Consider the following 18,650-nt stretch of genomic DNA (forward strand, 5'->3'; position numbering starts at 1 on the left):
CAAAAAAGAAACTATTTCATGATGCAACGTACATAAAGTTCAGATTCTTTTCCCATTTTTGTAACAACAGCATATTTTCCATTGACATCATAACAAAATGCGTTTCGAAAATTTGCATTTTCGTCTGATTGTAAAAAGAAACAAGCTTTATCCATCAAGTAAACCAAATTACCTTCAAAATTTTTGTCATATACCCCACTATCAACTTGAAAAGAAAAACTATAAATATTATCATTTTTTGAAGAATCTTGATTATTCACAAACAACGGTACTTCATAATAACGAATTTCACCAGGAATTTCACCACATATATCCCTGGTATATGAAATTTCAACTTTGCTACCTACAGAACGCATCAATTTTTCGACATCAACACTTGTAGGCAAACGATAATCACCAGAACAAACTTTTTGAGCCTTATCATAAGACATCAATGAACCAAACCAAGAACTAAATCTTTTTCAGACGAACTAGAATTACCAACTTCAACAGAATTTGCATTAAACGAGTCGCTTGCATTAGAAGATTCGCCACAAGCGACAAATAAAAAGGAAGATAATGCAAGAGTCAAGATTTTCTTATTCATGGTCGTACCTGATTCATTTAATCAATATATATTTATCGAAACACCATGTTTTATTTTACTTGTAAATTATAGACAACAACAAATCATTACACAGCAAATAATTTTCATTAAAAATTCGAACAAAAAAAAGAACCCGCAATGAACGGATTCTTTTTTAAGCTTTTTGGGGCGTCTGATTAGCAGCCGAGCTTTTCGAAGAGGTAAGCTTCGAGCTTATCGATAGCGACGAGTTCCTGCTTCATGGAGTCGCGTTCGCGAACAGTCACGTAGCCGAGCTTTGCCGGATCGGATTCACCCTCGCCAACAGTGTCGAAGTCAACAGTCACGCAGAACGGCGTGCCGAGTTCGTCCTGACGGCGGTAGCGCTTACCGATGGACTGAGTTTCGTCGTATTCGACGTTCCAACGGTTGAGGAGCTTCTGGTAAAGTTCTTCAGCCTTTTCCTTGACCTTGCCCTTCTTCACGAGCGGAAGCACGGCAACCTTGACCGGAGCAACCTTCGGATCGAAGTGGAGCACGGTACGTTCGTCGTTTTCGAGCTTTTCAACTTCGTAAGCGTTGCAGAGAAGCACGAGGAGCAAACGTTCCACACCGAGAGACGGTTCGACAACGTACGGGATGTAGCGCTTGTTCTGGACCGGGTCGATGTATTCCTGCTTGACCTTGGATTCGTTCTGGTGCTGCGTGAGGTCGTAGTTCGTACGAGAAGCAATACCCCAGAGTTCGCCCCAACCGAACGGGAATTCGTATTCGACGTCGGTGGTACCGTTGGAGTAGTGAGAAAGTTCTTCCTTGGCATGTTCGCGGAGGCGGAGTTTTTCACGCTTCACGCCGAGATCGTTCACGAGCCATTCGAAGCAGTACTTACGCCAGAAGTTGTACCAATCGAGTTCAGTACCCGGTTCGCAGAAGAATTCAAGTTCCATCTGTTCGAATTCGCGAGTACGGAAGATGAAGTTACCCGGAGTAATTTCGTTACGGAAAGACTTACCGATCTGACCGACACCGAACGGGATGCGCGGGCGGACGTTGTCAACGATGTTGCGGAAGTCCACGAAGATACCCTGAGCGGTTTCCGGACGGAGATAAACCTTGTTGCCTTCGCCTTCAATCACGCCGATTTCAGTCTGGAACATCAGGTTGAAAGCACGCGGCTTTGTCCAATCGGTCTTGCCGCAAGTCGGGCATTCGATCTTATTGTCCACCATCATCTGGTGAACTTCGTCAAAATTCTTGCCAGCGCAGCAGCCTTCGCCGAGCTTTTCTTCGAGGAGCTGGTCAGCGCGGAAACGTTCGTGGCAAGCGAGGCAGTCCACGAGCGGGTCAGAGAAGTTACCCACGTGGCCAGAAGCCTTCCAAACGCGGGGGTTCAAAAGAATAGAGCTATCGAGACCAAGCACATCGTGGCGGGAAGTCACGAACTTCTTCCACCAGAGATTCTTGATGTTGCGCTTGAGTTCCACGCCATACGGACCGTAGTCCCAAGTATTGGCGAGGCCATCGTAAATTTCGGAGCCGGGGAAAATGAAGCCGCGGCGTTTGCAGAGGGAGATGATGTCCTTGAGGGCATCCTGAACTTTCTTTGCCATTATATATCCTTTATCGGCCGAGCCCGAGGGGCGTGTTTTGGCCGGACTAGGAACCTACCTGGATGATAGGCCCTGACGGGTGCAAAGATAGTAACTTTTGCAAAAAGGCGAGCGAAGCGGGGGTGCTTGCACACCCATTTCCGAGCCCAGCAAAAGGCGTACAAAGTACGCCAAAAAGACCCCACTTGCGCAGGGTCCCGTTTATCTTAACTTTACGTTTTATCGGATATTCACGACTTTCTGAAGCGTACCGACGCGGAGCAAGTAAGAACCGCTGCGAGGTACATTCATCGAGAAATTCGCGGCATTGGCAAGACTACTGTAAATCACGCGGCCCTGCATATCGAACAAACTTACCAGCGAACCAACCTTTGCACCAGAAATTTGAAGGCTACGGCCATTAGCAACAGCAGAGAACTTCGGAGCAAACGCAATTATCGGTAAAGCGTTAGGACCAGGATTGTAGCGGGTCCACATTCTGCTATGGCAAACGAAAACAGCCTTAAGAGTAGAAACGTAATACGTCATGTTTTCGCGCTTGACGGTGCAGCTCGGCAAATCTTCTTCAGTTGCAACAGCTTCGACAACAACATCTGCGATGCTAGAAGAAGACTTTGCGCTACTGGAAGCAGGTTTAGACGATGAACTTGCCGGTTTTGCGCTAGAACTAGACTGTTTTGCGCTGCTCGAAGAATTTGCTTTAGCAGAGGAGCTCGATGCTACAGCACTGCTAGAGGCTGGTTTTGCACTAGAGCTAGAAGCAACTGCGCTACTAGAGCTTGAAACGTCATTGCGAGAACTCGAAGAGTTCGAAGCAATTTCCGCGCTAGAACAGGAAGCTACGGCGCTACTAGAAGCAGGAGCAACGCTGGAGCTAGAAGCCACGACATTACTGGACGAAACAGCAACATCACTGCTAGAAGCCGGAACTACACTAGAGCTTGATTCCACGGCGCTGCTGGACGAAGCGGCAACATCACTACTCGAAGAAACCGCAGCCGCACTAGAGCTAGATACAACATCGCTGCTAGAGCTTAAAACGTCATTGCGAGAACTCGAAGAGTTCGAAGCAATCTCCGCGCTAGAACTTGATACTTCTGCGCTACTGGACGAAACAACTTCAACATTCGAACTAGATGATGCTATAGGCACGAAATTTGCCGAAACGAGTACATCGAAATACGGCATATCAAAAGAGCAACTTCCGTCGACACGTGCGGTATCTTTAACACAATCTACAAATGTACTATCATCCTGTTTCTTGCTTACGGTGATAGATTCGGTGATATAACCATCTGATGGATTCGGCGTTACAGTCACCTTCGTTCCCGGCTTTGTACGGTCACGAGTGCGGTCGTTAAATGTAATTAAAACTCTTCCGTTATCTGTACTATTCACAACAAGTGAATAACGTAACGATTCATACGAAGCCTTCACATATACATCATGATCAGGCATCAAGAAACGCGTTTCTTCTTTCGTTGTAGTAGAAACACGCTGCTGATTCGGAAACATGCCGTATTCATCATAGACAGTAAAGCCCTTAAAGACTTTTCCGTCGGGAACAATCGGCGTCACGTCGAGCCATGTACCCGCAGCAGCCTGAGTTACAGCCGTTTGATTCAACAAAACGTTGAATGACTGTTCTTCATTGCTTCCTACTTTATTAATTTTGTATTCTTGAGCGTACACGCTTACAGCAAACGCAAGCGTAGCCCCCAAACCAAGGCAGATATTTTTCCTCATACTCACTCATCCTATTTTGTGCCTTTAAATTTAGTATATAATTTTTAAAGTGATTAAGATCACAATTAACGAAAGATTACAAATAAGTAATTTGTATACAAATAAAAACATCAATAAATTCAAAACAACATAAATAAAGCCATTGAGATTTTCATAACAGCATAAGAGAAAGTAAACAACGCATTACATAAACATCTTATAGAATACGCACTTCAAAAACAGTTCACCGCCAAAGGGCGATTAATTTTTGATATATTATTAAAGCAACTTACGATCTACTATATATATGGAAGAACCAAGAAAAAAAGGCATCAATCCCGTCGAAAACAAGAAAGAACAGGAACGCTGTATTCTAGTGGGTATCGCCACTCCCAAGATTCGTTCTTGGCTTGCTGGCGAACAGCTCGCAGAGCTGGGGCGACTTGCAGAAACCGCAGGCGCTATTGTCACCAGGAGTTTTTTACAAAGAGTTCAGAACTTTAGCCCAGCAACGCTCATTGGCGAAGGCAAGGTGAATGAAGTCAAGCGAGCCCTCGAAGAAGACAATGCCAAGATGGTCGTCTTTGACGATGACCTCTCGGGATCACAAGTGCGCAATCTCGAAGAACGCATGCCCGGCATCAAGGTTCTCGACCGCACCGGTCTTATCCTCGATATTTTCGCAAAACACGCAGTGACTGCGGAAAGCCGCCTGATGGTCGAAGTCGCGCAATTGCAGTACATGATGCCGCGTCTCACCGGTGCGTGGACGCACCTTTGCCGCCAGCACAATGGCGGCATCGGCACCAAGGGGCCGGGCGAGACGCAACTCGAAACAGACCGCCGCATGATCCGCAAGCGCATCCAGGAACTCAAGAAAAAGCTTGAGAAAATCGAAGATGCACGCGAACAGCAAGCCGACAAACGCACAGACATTTTTCAAGTCGGCATTGTCGGTTACACGAACGCAGGCAAATCTACGCTAACAAACCGTTTGACAGGTGCTGACGTCTACGTTGAAGACAAACTCTTTGCAACGCTCGATAGCACCACGCGAAAGCTTTATCTCGATGGTGAAAATATCATCCTCTCCGATACCGTCGGATTTATCCGCAAGCTCCCCCACAACTTGATAGAAACGTTCAAGAGCACGCTCGGCGTTGCCGCCCATGCGGACTGCATCTTGGAAGTCGTTGACGGAAGCGCCCCGGATTACCGCGACCATCTGGAAGTCACACACAAGACGCTCGAAAGCATTATCGACAAAGACACGCCGCGCCTTCGCGTTTTCAACAAGGTCGAAATCGCCGACGAAGCACGCCGCACGGAACTTTTACAGAACTATCCTGACGCCATCCAAATTAGCGCCAAGGAGAACATCGGCATGGAACGCTTACGCGCAGCATTCAAGGAACAACTTGAACGCTGGCACGAAAAACGCGCCGCCGCCGAAGAAAAAGAAAAGGAAGTTGCAGAACTGCCGTGGCCGCCGGAGGAATAATGAATAAACAAGAACTTAAAGAAAAATATGGCAAGAAGCGCATTCCGCATGAATGGCGCAAAACGGACTGGTTCACCACCCTCGTCGTGACATTTTTCGGCTCGGGAATGAGTCCAAAGGCACCCGGCACCATGGGAAGTCTCGCCGCCGCAATTGTCGCCTACCCCATGGCATTTTTTTTCCAATCGCACTTAGGACAAGATGAAGTTCTCTACATCGGCGGCGATAATTTTGGCATTTTCATTAGCCTGACCTTCCTTGCTGCCGCATTATTCGTCTTTTTCGCAGCCATTCCATTTGTGAAAAAAGCCATGAAAGATACCGGCACCGAAGACCCTGGCTGGATCGTGATTGACGAAGTCTGCGGGATTTTCATGGCACTAGCTTTCGTTCCGTGCGATGTCATTATACACAGCCCTTGGATTCTCGCGCTTGCATTTGTATTGTTCCGCTTTTTCGACATTCTCAAACCGCTCGGCATCCATAAAATGGAAAAACTCCCCGGAGCTTGGGGAGTTATGGCAGACGATTTGCTCGGCGGAATCTATGCAGGCATTCTGCTTAGTCTAACCTTAACATTAATTGTTTTATTCAGCTAAAAAAGGTGATGCCCGCTCGGAGGCGGCGGGCATGACAAACTATCGGCTAAAAAATTATTCAAATATTTTGTTGTACAAGCTCGGGGCGAACTTCTGCATGTACCCGAGCACAAAAATCACGGAAATGATAATCGGCAAGCCCCACTTGAAGTAAAGGCGAAGTATGGCGTACTTCGGGAACTTCATGCCCTTGCCCGCATCTGCTTCGGCAAAGAAATTGTCTTGTCCCCAGCCGTAACGCGAGTTGCAGAACAGAACAAACACGAGCGATCCCAGCGGCAACAACGTATTAGAAACGAGGAAGTCTTCCAAATCCAAAACGCAGCTGCCTGGTCCAAACGGTTCAAAGCCCGAAAGCACATTAAAGCCAAGTGCACACGGGAGCGACAGAATCACGACCGCGACAAAATTCCACTTCACCGCCTTCTTGCGTTCTACATTGCACACGTCCATCCAGTAAGCGACAATGTTCTCGAAAACAGCCACAAGCGTCGAAAGTGCCGCAAAAGACATAAACAAGAAGAACGCTGCACCGCAAACACGGCCCGCCGGCATCTGGGCAAACACATTCGGGAGCGTTGCGAAAATGAGGCCCGGACCTGCATCCGGCTTGAGTCCAAACGCAAAGCAAGACGGGATAATGATAAGGCCCGCAATCAAGGCGACACCCGTATCGAGCACGCAAATGTGGGCCGCTTCGGTCAAGAGCGAATGTTTCTTCTTGATGTAGCTACCGAAAATACTCATGGAACCAATGCCAAGGCTCAATGTAAAGAACGACTGGCCAAGAGCCGCAAACACAACCTCGCCAATCCCCGCTTCCTTAAGCTTTGCAAAATCCGGCAACAAGTAGAACTTGAGACCTTCACCAGCCCCCGGGAGCGTGAGCACGCGAACCATCAAGATGACCATAATGACAAGGAGCGCAGACATCATCGTTTTCGTGATGCGTTCCACACCGCGCTGGAGCCCAAGCGCCACAATCGAAAGCCCTGCAAAAGTAGCCACCACCATCCAGAACGAGAGCAGCGGACCATTGCCAAGCATATTCGTAAATTCAGCACCAACTTCGGCAGGCGACAAATTCATAAGATCGCCCATCGTCACCATGCGATAGAAGTAATAGAGCATCCACCCTGTCACCGTCGTGTAGAACATCATCAAGAGGTAGTTACCCGCAATCATCGGGACGCCTGCATAATGCCACTTGTGCCCCGGCTTTTCAAGGATAGCAAACGAACGACCCACACCGCGCTGAGACGAGCGACCCACAGAAAATTCCATCACGAGAATCGGGAACCCAAAAATCAACAGGAAGAAGAGGTAAATCAAAACGAAAGCGGCACCGCCGTACTGCCCCGTAATAAACGGGAAGCGCCACACGTTGCCAAGTCCAATGGCACATCCAGCTGCAATCAAGATAAAACCTAGACGGGACTTAAAGTTTTCTCTTTCTGTCATCATTCACCTCATGCTCAAATCTAGAATTTGATGGGATACAGCAAATACCAGTGGAACTCAGGATACACCTGGATGGTCGGCGCCGGGAATTTAAAATAGTTCAACGCCTTGACAATCGTACGTGCCAAACGACTCTGCGGACGGAATGCCTCCAAGTCATAATCGAGAGCGATATAGACTTCACGATGTGGATGCGGTTCCTTGGTAAACACCTTCTCGTCAATGCTAAGCCCAACAGCAAGAGCAAGCCAACTCGGATAATACTTGCGAGCAGCCTCCGGCAGCATCCTATACGGCTTAAACGAAACCCAGTACGTATGGTTCACATAGTCATCCGTAAAAACGCCACCTGAGGTATGGCTTTCCTTATCATAATAAGCATTGGAATTAATCCAGTAGCTCCACTTCAAATCGATATATTTAAAGACAGGCACATAACGTTCTGCCATCGGCAAGAATCCGCCAAGCCCGCCCGAGAGCACATCGAAAATGCTAAAGCCCCACTTAGGAGCAAAACCATCCTTGATATCAATTGCAATATGGGTCGCCAAAGCCGAAAGCCCTGCAAACAAATACGACTGGAATTCAGAAGTTCCCGCCCATCTATACCCTTCGTAAAAGAACTCACCCAGAGCTACGCCCGCAGCAAAATGTCCGAACTTGTCGAGATTTAACGCATAGTCAAAATCGTTTTCCCAATGAAAACCGCGCTCATCATTGTCCCACCAGCCTTTTTCAAAGACTAACCCGTAGGCAGCCCCATAAGCAATCAAGGTGAGCGAAGCAACGCCAAAAAGCTTTCCCGCTTCGATATGGGGTTTAATGTCTGTCGAATCTTCGCTGCGGTAATCCCAGGTGGAATCACGCCACGTAAGCGGATCCCCCGGAGACGACAAAGCTGCCGCCGGGAATACCAGCGACAGCATAAGCAAAAACGCACAAATTTTAGCGTTTATTTTACGAGAAGCGAAAGAGCCAAAAGCAAAACTATTGGCCTTACGCATTAATTCCTCGCAAAAATAATAACTCCATTTTGGCCTCCGAAGCCAAAGCCGTTGCTCATAGCGTAGTCAATCTTCTGATTTTCAGCACCATTAGCGCAGACGTTGAGATGAATTTCCGGATCCTGTTCGAACACGTTGAGTGTACCATGAACCTTCTGATTCATAACAGACATGATGGTCACTACGGATTCGAGAGCACCTGCAGCACCCAGGCAGTGGCCGAGCATGGACTTGGACGAATTGACCTTGAGGTTTTCGAGAGCCGATGCAGAGGACTGCTTGAAGAGCGTTTCGATGGCAGAGCATTCTGCAATGTCACCGAGCGGTGTGGATGTACCGTGCGTATTAATATAGCTAATATCTTTAGCTTCGATACCTGCTTCCTTCATGGCATTGGCCATTGCGAGCATAACACCCTTGCCATCCGGACGCGGAGCAGAGATGTGGTGAGCGTCAGAGCTTGCACCTACGCCAGCAATACGAGCGAGAATCTTTGCGCCACGAGCCTTAGCATGAGATTCGCTTTCGAGAACGAGGACAGCTGCACCTTCACCAATCACGAAACCGTCACGATCCTTGTCGAACGGGCGGGAAGCAAGTTCCGGAGCATCGTTACGCTTACTGACAGCCTTCATGCTGGTAAAGCCAGCGAGGCTGAGCGGGTTCACCGTTTCATCGGCACCACCAGCGAGCATCACGTCGCAACGACCAAGACGAATCATGTCGTAAGCATTGGCGATGGAGTGGTTGGAAGTTGCGCAAGCGGAGGTCACCGTGTAGGACGGGCCCATCCAACCAGTCTTGTTGCAAACTTCGCCAGCCGGCATATTCACGATAGCCATCGGAATATAGAACGGGGAAACGCGAGACGGACCACGAGTGCTAAGAGCCACAGCGGCATCATAGCAATACTGCAAACCACCGATACTGCTACCAATGATAGCACCGCAACGTTCCGGATTTTCGTTTTCCGGAGCGATGCCAGCCTGGTTCAGAGCCTGGAAAGCAGAGTAAACGGCATACTGGATGCAACGAGAGAATCTAGACTGATCTCTGGTGCTGTAGATGCCAGAAGCGTCGAACTCGCGGATTTCGCTTGCAATGCGGGATGTGTAAGCGGAAGCGTCGAAACGCTGGATGGTAGCGATGCCAGACTTGCCCTGGAGCAAATTCTGCCACAATAAATCGGGGGAGTTTCCGAGAGAGGAAACGCAGCCCATACCTGTAATAACAACATTTTCCATAATGCGCCAAATATAACAAAAAAAAAGGTAATATTTTCGTAAGAGAGCGAAGAAAAAGACAATTTGTAGCAAAAAATTACATTTTAGCAAAGTTTTTTGTAACTTTTGACTAATTTGTCCATATATATAGGATTTTCTTTTATTTTTATCACAAAACACTTACAATGATTATTAATCAAAAGTCATTAGTCATTGGTTATCAGTTGATTTGAAATGACACACCAAAAGGCGAAAATGACATTTCAAAAAAATGCTATTATTCACGCGTATGCCAAAAAGTTCTCGAAATTTAGTTTGGATGGACCTAGAAATGTCTGGTCTCGATCCAGAAAAAGATGTCATTCTCGAAATAGCGACCATTGTTACCGACGCCAATTTGAATATTCTCGCCGAAGGACCTGTCATAGCCATTCACCAGCCGGAAAATGTTTTCGAAAGCATGGACGAATGGAACACGCGGCACCATAACCAAAGCGGTCTCGTCGATCGTTGCCGCCGTTCGCAGTATTCCCTCAAGGATGCTGAACTCGAAACGCTCCGTTTCATCAAGCCATTCACGGAAAAGACAAAAAACCTCCTTTGCGGAAATTCCATCACGCAAGACAGGCGCTTTTTGTACAAGTACATGCCCGAAATTTCGGAATGGCTCTGCTACCGAAACGTTGACGTAAGTTCCATCAAGGAACTCACATTCCGCTGGTATCCAGAGTTCGAAGAATTCCAAAAAGAAAAAAGGCACGAAGCCTTGAACGACATCCGCGAAAGTATTGCCGAACTCGCCTACTACAGAAAGACATTCTTCAAGTAACTCCATGGAAAGACTTCCCTACGCTCAACGAATGCGCAACCGCTGTATTGCGATTACCGTTCTCGTTACGATTATCATTGCGATTGTTCACTGTTCCACCAAAGACGATACCTCATCGGGGCCTGTCGAAAACGCACACGATATCATCCCCGTTCCTGTAGAAGAAACAGACACCAACGCCTTCTACGATAGTGTCGCCACGGAAACCATCGAAACCGCGAATCCAGAAAATGCAAACGGACTAGCCGCACTGACCGGAATCGAAGACAAGGACTTCGACAAAAGCAGTAACGCCACAGCCAACAATAGCGCAAACGAAGTTTCGGAAAATGTCCGCGACACACTCCATATCAAGTCGCAGAAAGATCCGTTCCTAGCCGACAAAATCGACATTTTACTCCGCCGTTACCATCCGGATTTGGGCATCATTCTCGTTGTCGACACAAAGACAAACGAAATTCTTGCCTGGGGAGAACGCCGCGACGGGCGTGTACAGAACAAGCCGGACTGGATTGGACGCCCCACCTTCCCTGCCGCATCGCTCGCCAAACTCGTGACTATCGCTGCAGCCATGGAAAGCAACCGGTATTCGCTCAACACTCCCATTCCAATGATTGGGCGCCACCATACGCTCTACTTGAATCAACTCCGCGTTCCCGAAAAGTATAAAGGTCCAACGATGGAACTTTCCGAAGCATTTGCGCGTTCCGCAAACCCGCCCATGGCAATAGTCGGAAAATCCGTCGGTGCAAAGCGTTTGCTTTCTGCCGCAGCAAAGCTCGGCTACAACAAGCGATTCCCGGGCAACGCACCGAATGCATCAAGCTACACAGCCCCGGACACGGGTTACGGCCTTGCCGAAGTTGCCTGCGGTTTTACAACCTCGACAACACTTACGCCGCTTCTTGCCGCGGCGCAAGTCCGTGCAATCCTTACAAAGAAGCCGCTTGAAATTCCATGGGCTCGTGACATGGCACCATTCGCCCCGCAAAAAAAGCTCGCCCTTGATGTTGGCAAATTCAGCGAAAACACCTACTATGGCCTACGCGAATCCATGCTCCGTTCTGTAACGCAAGGCACCGCTCGCAAGCACATGTCCACAAAGAACATGGCTCGCAAAAATTTCGATGCCCTCCGCCTCGGCGGAAAAACAGGCTCCCTCGACGGAACCGACCCCGCTGGGCGTTACGACTGGTTCATGGGCTTTGCCGAATCCAAGGCGAACCCTAGCAAGTCCATTGTCGTTATCGTGATGCAAATGCATAAAGAAATTCGTTCGCAACCGGCAACGCAGGTCGCAGCGACAGTCATCAACTATTGGGCTCATCAAAACCTAGAGCTCAAAAAATAATTTAGATTTAAACACAAAAGAAGCAGGAATATTATGGAATTATCTTGGTGGAACTTAATCCCGACTTATTTCGATGGAATTGCATTCACGATTCCCTTCATTGGTTTTCCGGTTCATTGGTATGGAATCATGTACATTTTTGCGTTCGTGACCGCCTACCTCACCATGTGGAAAATCAGCGAAAAAGAAAAGCTTGGCTACACCAAGGATCAGCTCGATAACATATTCACTTGGATTATCGCGGGCATTTTGCTCGGTGCACGTCTCGGTTACGTTTTCTTCTACAAACCCGGCTACTATCTTTCGAATCCGCTCGAAATTATTTTGCCATTCACGCACGATGAATTCGGCAGCCACTTTGCCGGCATTTCAGGAATGTCATACCACGGCGGTCTCATTTTGGGAATCATCTTCTTCTGCATTGGCGCAAAGCGAAACAAACTCGACGTTTGGAAAACCTTGAATCTAGCCATGCTTGCTGCACCGCTCGCCTACACCTGGGGCCGCTGGGGAAACTTCATCAATGGCGAACTTTTCGGAGAAGCAACAACGAGTGCTATCGGCATGTGGTTCCCGCTAGCCCACGACAGCACTCTTGCAAACCCGATTCTCCACCACCCGAGCCAACTTTACGAAATGATTTTTGAAGGGGTCGTGCTGTTCGTCGTCTTGTACAACTTGCGCAAGATTCCTAAGCTCCACGACAAGATTCCGTGCCTCTATTTGATGGGCTATGGACTATTCCGATTCTTTATCGAATTTTTCCGCAAGCCGGATGCACACCTCGGACGCGTTGATCTCTTTGGCATGAGCCGCGGACAGACGCTCTGCTCCGTAATGATTCTCGCAGGCCTTGCGTGGATGATTTACCTTTTCTACAAAGAAAAGAAAGCTAATAACCCTTAAACAGTTTTTCCCAAAGGTTGCGTTCTTCTTCGAACTTTTGGGCAAACTGCTTGCTGACGTGCTTGTAGACCGTCTTGATGTGTTCCGCCAATTCATCGGTCACATACTTTTCAGCTTCGGAATCATCGGTGCCGGTCTCATTCATGAGTTTGGACCATTGGCTTTCCTGATTCTTGCTTCCCAGCGTAGACGATAACGACGAATCCTCATAGCACTTGTTGTTCAAGTAAATTCTCCAAACAGAATTCGGGATTTTCTCCAGAATATTCTTAAGGAACGGTTCGGCGTTCGTCGAATAACCGTAAGAGTTACCGATCAAGCAAACGAGCGGCACATTGATAATACGCTCGACATTGACACGACTCCAAGATTCGTCTGTCATTTCGAGAGTAGCGTTATACAAATCTTCGGCAGGTTTCGGTTCGTTGTAGAAATTGTCAATTCCCAAATGCGCATCACGCAAGCGGTCGAGGTAGTCCGACAACGCAGAAGATTCATCCACTGGAGTACTTTCGGAAATTCCAGCGTTTATCGCCGATGCAAGCGATGATGTCTTCCCATCCATACCATCAGCGTTTTTCGACACTACATTAACATTATCGACTTCGTCCTGATCGTCGTCCATCACAGCTGAATCAAACGACGGAGAAACACGGAACTTGTGATAGAACCTAATGTTACCTTCTTGCGACTGGAAGTATAACGCCTTGTAACATTCATTGTCTTTGAACAAATTAGCCAAGGCCCTGTAAGCACGATGCCTAGCACCACCCGATGTGAACTTACCACGATGGATAGACACAAAACAGTGGAACGCACGTACGCAACCATTCGTATCGATTACCGTAATGCCATCATAATTGAGCATCGAGATGAACATCTTACGGATAAAATTCTGTTCGTACAAGTCGCGGTACGACTGCGAGTCCAGCATGGAGTCCGGCTTGATTTGCATTTCCTTGTAATCTTCAAAAACAATCTTGCCGGCATCAAAATTTTCGTCTTCGTTACCATTCCAGGACGGGTCCACGAACAAGCAAATAGTTCCATGGACTTCCCTCTTGATTTGCGAGAATAGACCCGCCCAGAATCCCTTCGGGTACGAGTCCAAGTCCTTGTCTTCTAAATTGTCCGAAAATTCATTTTCATCCAGGTCAAAGCGAATGAGCAAGTGATCACTCACGCCCGCAGGCGTATGCGAGTTTATGCAAATTTTGGAACGGTTCACACATTCAATCAGCAAAAAGCCTTTTTCGAGAAGCGCACGTTCCGTTTCGCCAGCGTTACCCAAGTCCGACTGGAAAACTCCGACCTGGATAGACGAATCCACCTTTTCACGAGCAGGCATCTGCTGGATAATCAGGTCACAGCCGCTCTTGCAAAAATGAATGACATCCTTCAAGCACGCCTTGACTCGTTCCTTGAACAAATTTTCTAACGCATCACCCGAAAAATCATAAATGCGGCGGTTCCAGCCCATCGGCGGATTACCGTTTCCCATGATGATTCTAAACGTGAAATGATCATTTTCTTCTTGGTAGTGCGGGACACTCGGCAAAATTTCAATAATAGCATCAATAACCGCTTCCTTCATCTCAGGAAGTTTTCGCAAAAAGAAATCTTTGATTTTCTTTCGATCAAGTCCAACGACACTTGAGGAAATGTCTGAATCGTCACTCATATGCTACCAAAGTACATGATATAATGTAATATAATTATAATATACATTGCTACGGGGCTCTTGAGGAGATATGCTTTTTATTTTTTGCTCTAAATTAACCTATTTCACACACAAATCAAAAAAAACTATCTTTACAGCAAATTCAACAGGAGCAAAAAATGGCAGGAATCACTTACGAAATTGACGACAAGAGCATTGTTGAGCAAATCAAATCCGATGCCATGAACGTCGCTACAGAACTTGTCGAAGTGGCGAAGCTCAAAAAAGGCGACATTGTAGTCATTGGCTGTAGCACCAGCGAAACATTAGGCAACCAAGTCGGTAGCCACTCCGTCCCGGAAGTCGGGAAAGCAATTTACGAGGGGCTTCAAAGCATTTTCGGACCACAAGGTATCTACATCGCAGCCCAATGCTGCGAACACCTGAACCGCGCCATCATCATCGAGCACGAAGCAGTCCCGAATGCAGAAATCGTAAACGTTGTACCACAGCCAAAAGCAGGCGGCTCCTTCGCTACCGCTTGCTACGCAAGCTTCAAGGCTCCCGTAGCGCTAGAACATATCAAGGCAAACGCAGGAATCGATATCGGCGGGACCCTTATCGGTATGCACCTCCGCGAAGTCGCCGTGCCCGTCCGTCTAAAGCAAAATCACATCGGAAAGGCTATGATTATCGCCGCCCGCACCCGTCCAAAATTCATCGGTGGCGAACGCGCCCACTATAACGAAAGCCTCAAAGACGGATACCCAGAGTTCTAAACGAAAAAAAGTCTTTACACTTGCAATGGTGACCGGTTAATTCCGGTCACATTTTGTTTGAATAATATTATGTTTTTGTTGCATTTTTCTTCAAATTTCTTACATTTAACGTATGCGAATACGTTATGTAATATTCAATATTTTCATTGGCGCACTACTTGCAATTAACACTGGATGCAAAGGAACATCCAAGGATCAACTGACCTCGGCTTCCAAGGCAAACTCCCCCAAATACACCATTGGAGTCGAACAATCTTCTAGCATCCAAGCATCTATCGAAAAACAGCTTCCCAAAGCAAATATCAAACCCTATCCGGATTTGATTACAGCATACTTTGCACTCCAGGTAGGCGAAATCGATGCTCTCGCCTACAACGAAATCGTCCTCTATCACACTTTTAACGACAGCATGAGCGGACTTACCTATATTCCAAACGATATAGACATTCCTAATGAAATCGTTATCGGCATGAACAAGCACAGTTCCATCCCGGACCTCAAGGGGATTATCAACAAGCTCATTGACAGTTTAAACGCTGCAGGGACTTTGACAGAGCTCAACGACCACTGGAACAAAAATTCAAAAAAGAACCCGCTCATCAGCCCCAAGAAAAACGATTCGGAACAAATTTTGAGAATAGCAACATCAGCCGATGTACCGCCATTTTCTTTTATAAGCGAAAATCAAATTATGGGCATCGACCTCGACATCATTAAACTTCTCGAAGAAAAGCTCAACGTCAATGCAACGATTATCAAGACAGAGCGCAATAAGCTCGTAAATGCACTTAAGAACAACGAAGCGGACCTCATCATTTCGGCATTCACAAAAGCGGACGAATATACAGACGACATCGATTTTTCGAAGCCCTATTACATCGGAAAAACAGCATTTGCTGTCCGCCAGGACAACTTCAATAAAGAAGAGTCTTTAAGCAAAGTACCTAAAATGACTTATCTCGAGCCGAAAAAGCCCGATGAAATATACAAGCTAGCCGACTTGTCCGGAAAGTTTGTGGGTGTTCAAACAGGAACAACTCTTGATGAGCAAGTCCAGCAGCTGATCAAGCTTCCGCGCATCCAGTACTTCGCGCACATTCCCGAAATGACAAAGGCTCTAGAACAAAGAACTATCGACGCTATCGCCGTAGACTATTCAGTAGCAGAAACAATCCTCAAGAACCATTCAGACTTTTCCATTTTAAAAGACCGTTTGAACAAAGACGAATTCGGAATCGCCATAAGGAAAAATAGTCCGCTCAAGGCAAGGATTGATTCAAGCATCAAGGTATTGCAAAAGAAAGGTGAAATCCAGCGGATTAAGGAAAAATGGTCTAAAAATAAATCCGCCGTAAGAGTCATGCAACAAGACTGGGTCGGAAACGACACGCTTATAGTCGGCACAGAAGCACTGTATGCCCCTTATGAATTTTACCAATGGGGCGAACTTTCAGGCATCGACATCGACATCATGTACTCCATTGGCAAGATGCTCAACAAGAACATCAAGTTTGCCGACATGAACTTCGATGTCCTGATACCGTCCCTCGTAAACGAAAAGACGGACCTTTGCATTGCGGCAATGAGCATCACCGAAGAACGCAGTAATTCCATTGACTTTTCGATTCCCTACGACAAGAACGAATCTGTAATAGTCGTACACACGCCGCAACACGCACTCGAAAAAATCGGCGATTCCACCGGGATGTTAAGCCGCCTGTTCCAGAATATACAGAACATTTTCAATTAGCGCATTTGGCGGCTTTGCCGCGATTATTTCAACTCCGAATTCCACATTCCGAATTCGTAATTGCTACAGAGCCTTGTGGTGGCGCATGGCACGGATATTATGCGGTAGCACTTCCTTGTGCCACTTGATCCATTCATCGTAGTAGATATAACGTTTTTCGCGCTGGCGGAACTCGCGACCGTGAACAACGCGACGCCCTTGGCGTTCTTCGACCGGAATCACGATATGCAAACATTCATGATAAACAACGCCCGCAATTGCGTATAAAGGACAATTGGCAGCATCGTACCCGCGGCTAATGCTAATCAGATGGAAACTTTCGCCGGTCACCGGATCTTTACGCACCGAATGGAAGCTTAAGCCCCCTACTCGATTACTCCATGTGATACGGCATGTGAGCGTTCCATCAAAATAAGTGTTGTTAATGGCAGCGAGCACATCCGTCAAATTGTGATGTTTCCCTTGCGGTCGGATTGGCGGTAAACGGCCCTTGCTTGCAAGAGGAGCCTCGCCTTTATCTGTAAAAATTTGGTCAACAGCCTGCCAAAAACGATTTACCAAATCCTTGATGGCCGCCTTGTTCTTCTGCGTTTTGCGACGCACCGCATGTTCTGCCCATTCAGCAGCAAGTTCACGGGCTGCAGCAAACTCAGGAGCCTTCATATAGGCGGGCAGCAAAACTTCGGGATGACCAAACAAGAACCCGCCTTTGCAGCGGATGCTCTTCTTCATGAGCGGATTGTATTTGAAATGCACCAGGCCATTGGCAGAACAATCCGGCGACGGAGCCTTGACTTCGGGCGGTGTTTCTGTCGGAACAAATCCGAACAAATCCAGTTGGCCATCATTCTGGTTCACGCGCCCAAGACTCCTTCATAGCCATTTAGCGCAAGAAGACCGCCAAAAAAACTCTCCGGCAGTTCTAGCGCTGCATAATGTTCCGAGATTCCATAAACGGCATTTTCAACAACATCTGGCATATAAACTATATAGCTATCGTTCTTTTCGGTCTGGAGCATATCGGGCGTGCAATACTGAGGATCAGTCTCGCTAAAATACATGCGGCAAGAAACCGTCCGCAACGGGTAGACCGTACAATCCCCCGCCATATCCGAAAACGGGCAAGAACGCCACCACGAAAAATAGTCGTGCAACGCCTTGTCTTCGGCATCATCTTCAGAAAGACCTTCTTCCTTGCGAGATTCAAAAAGCGATTCAAATTTGTCCGAACGCATTTGACAAGCCTCCATCAAGGACAAGAGGTCGTCCCTCTTGCGGAGCTCGCTGTACATGAAAATCAGTTCAAAAGGTTCCACCGACATCGGATAATGGTGGCAACAATTTCCACAAGCAGGCCTACACTGGATGGGTCGCGGCTGTTGGACAAGCACAGCCTTTAAATACTGGTCATAAGCCGTATGATACGCTTCAGTAAACTTGAGTATTTCGGGCAACTGCTCCCGCAAATTATCGGGACCAATAGCGGATTCACGCCCAAGCGACGCGGCAATCGCATCAAGCCTATCCCGTTCCACTCTAAGCAGAGTGGACAGCCGCATTTCGGCAATGCGGTAAGCCTTGGTCGGAAAATACTCTTTATAAGCATTCATCGAGCGCAAATATATTTTTTTACGAGATTACCGTAAAAAAACGCGCAATAAAAAAAAGCTGATTATTCATTTTTGTA

At 47.2% G+C, this 18,650-nt stretch carries 17 protein-coding genes; 7 read left to right on the top strand and 10 right to left on the bottom strand.

The annotated features are described in order from the left end of the window. Positions 1 to 11: 11 nt before the first annotated feature. From BUA34_RS07100 to BUA34_RS07110, 4 genes are all read right to left on the bottom strand, one after another. The gene (locus tag BUA34_RS07100; RefSeq protein ID WP_072828046.1) at positions 12 to 431 is read right to left on the bottom strand and encodes a hypothetical protein; all 420 of its coding nucleotides are present in this window, start codon (positions 429 to 431) and stop codon (positions 12 to 14) included. After that, complete coding sequence (locus BUA34_RS15870) at positions 431 to 586, bottom strand: hypothetical protein (RefSeq protein ID WP_175545429.1); 156 nt, start codon at positions 584 to 586, stop codon at positions 431 to 433. The genes BUA34_RS07100 and BUA34_RS15870 overlap by 1 nt, the downstream gene beginning before the upstream one ends. A gap of 176 nt (positions 587 to 762) precedes the next feature. Beyond that, positions 763 to 2,175, bottom strand: coding sequence for a glycine--tRNA ligase (locus tag BUA34_RS07105; RefSeq protein WP_014545160.1), 1,413 nt, complete (start codon positions 2,173 to 2,175; stop codon positions 763 to 765). Between the two features lie 219 nt (positions 2,176 to 2,394). Beyond that, positions 2,395 to 3,921 (bottom strand): InlB B-repeat-containing protein, encoded by a 1,527-nt coding sequence (locus tag BUA34_RS07110; RefSeq protein ID WP_072828047.1) that lies wholly within the window; start codon positions 3,919 to 3,921, stop codon positions 2,395 to 2,397. 286 nt (positions 3,922 to 4,207) lie between these two features. Here BUA34_RS07110 and hflX point away from each other — a divergent pair, with 286 nt between their 5' ends. Beyond that, positions 4,208 to 5,401, top strand: a complete 1,194-nt coding sequence (gene hflX, locus BUA34_RS07115; protein ID WP_072828048.1) for a GTPase HflX — start codon at positions 4,208 to 4,210, stop codon at positions 5,399 to 5,401. Then, positions 5,401 to 6,000 (top strand): phosphatidylglycerophosphatase A family protein, encoded by a 600-nt coding sequence (locus tag BUA34_RS07120; protein ID WP_072828049.1) that lies wholly within the window; start codon positions 5,401 to 5,403, stop codon positions 5,998 to 6,000. The genes hflX and BUA34_RS07120 overlap by 1 nt, the downstream gene beginning before the upstream one ends. Before the next feature lie 54 nt (positions 6,001 to 6,054). Here the strand turns inward: BUA34_RS07120 and BUA34_RS07125 are convergent, their stop codons facing one another. Genes BUA34_RS07125 through fabF form a run of 3 tightly spaced genes read right to left on the bottom strand, consistent with a single transcriptional unit; the run spans position 6,055 to position 9,709 of the window. After that, complete coding sequence (locus tag BUA34_RS07125) at positions 6,055 to 7,461, bottom strand: sodium-dependent transporter (protein WP_072828050.1); 1,407 nt, start codon at positions 7,459 to 7,461, stop codon at positions 6,055 to 6,057. A gap of 20 nt (positions 7,462 to 7,481) precedes the next feature. Then, on the bottom strand, positions 7,482 to 8,465 hold the full coding sequence (locus BUA34_RS07130; protein WP_072828051.1) for a YfiM family lipoprotein: 984 nt from the start codon (positions 8,463 to 8,465) through the stop codon (positions 7,482 to 7,484). Continuing rightward, a complete protein-coding gene (gene fabF / locus BUA34_RS07135; RefSeq protein WP_072828052.1) occupies positions 8,465 to 9,709 on the bottom strand; it encodes a beta-ketoacyl-ACP synthase II in 1,245 nt (414 codons plus the stop codon). The genes BUA34_RS07130 and fabF overlap by 1 nt, the downstream gene beginning before the upstream one ends. A gap of 268 nt (positions 9,710 to 9,977) precedes the next feature. On the opposite strand from fabF, the gene orn reads away from it, so the two are divergent. Genes orn through lgt form a run of 3 tightly spaced genes read left to right on the top strand, consistent with a single transcriptional unit; the run spans position 9,978 to position 12,774 of the window. Beyond that, positions 9,978 to 10,517 (top strand): oligoribonuclease, encoded by a 540-nt coding sequence (gene orn / locus BUA34_RS07140; RefSeq protein WP_072828053.1) that lies wholly within the window; start codon positions 9,978 to 9,980, stop codon positions 10,515 to 10,517. Between the two features lie 4 nt (positions 10,518 to 10,521). After that, positions 10,522 to 11,868 (top strand): penicillin-binding transpeptidase domain-containing protein, encoded by a 1,347-nt coding sequence (locus BUA34_RS07145; protein WP_072828054.1) that lies wholly within the window; start codon positions 10,522 to 10,524, stop codon positions 11,866 to 11,868. A 33-nt stretch (positions 11,869 to 11,901) separates the two neighbouring features. Then, on the top strand, positions 11,902 to 12,774 hold the full coding sequence (lgt, locus tag BUA34_RS07150) for a prolipoprotein diacylglyceryl transferase (protein WP_072828055.1): 873 nt from the start codon (positions 11,902 to 11,904) through the stop codon (positions 12,772 to 12,774). Here lgt and BUA34_RS07155 read toward each other — a convergent pair. After that, positions 12,761 to 14,455 (bottom strand): hypothetical protein, encoded by a 1,695-nt coding sequence (locus tag BUA34_RS07155; RefSeq protein ID WP_072828056.1) that lies wholly within the window; start codon positions 14,453 to 14,455, stop codon positions 12,761 to 12,763. The genes lgt and BUA34_RS07155 overlap by 14 nt on opposite strands. Positions 14,456 to 14,613: 158 nt before the next feature. Between BUA34_RS07155 and BUA34_RS07160 the strand changes: the two genes are divergently transcribed. Together BUA34_RS07160 and BUA34_RS07165 are read left to right on the top strand one after the other, a co-directional pair. Further along, complete coding sequence (locus BUA34_RS07160; RefSeq protein WP_072828057.1) at positions 14,614 to 15,213, top strand: TIGR01440 family protein; 600 nt, start codon at positions 14,614 to 14,616, stop codon at positions 15,211 to 15,213. Positions 15,214 to 15,325: 112 nt separating this feature from the next. Beyond that, a complete protein-coding gene (locus BUA34_RS07165) occupies positions 15,326 to 16,963 on the top strand; it encodes a transporter substrate-binding domain-containing protein (RefSeq protein WP_072828058.1) in 1,638 nt (545 codons plus the stop codon). A gap of 63 nt (positions 16,964 to 17,026) precedes the next feature. On the opposite strand, the gene BUA34_RS07170 is transcribed toward BUA34_RS07165, so the two are convergent. Next, on the bottom strand, positions 17,027 to 17,821 hold the full coding sequence (locus BUA34_RS07170; protein ID WP_072828059.1) for a hypothetical protein: 795 nt from the start codon (positions 17,819 to 17,821) through the stop codon (positions 17,027 to 17,029). Next, complete coding sequence (locus BUA34_RS07175; RefSeq protein WP_072828060.1) at positions 17,818 to 18,573, bottom strand: YkgJ family cysteine cluster protein; 756 nt, start codon at positions 18,571 to 18,573, stop codon at positions 17,818 to 17,820. The genes BUA34_RS07170 and BUA34_RS07175 overlap by 4 nt, the downstream gene beginning before the upstream one ends. Positions 18,574 to 18,650: the final 77 nt, after the last annotated feature.

Source organism: Fibrobacter sp. UWB12 (assembly GCF_900142485.1).
GTDB lineage: Bacteria > Fibrobacterota > Fibrobacteria > Fibrobacterales > Fibrobacteraceae > Fibrobacter.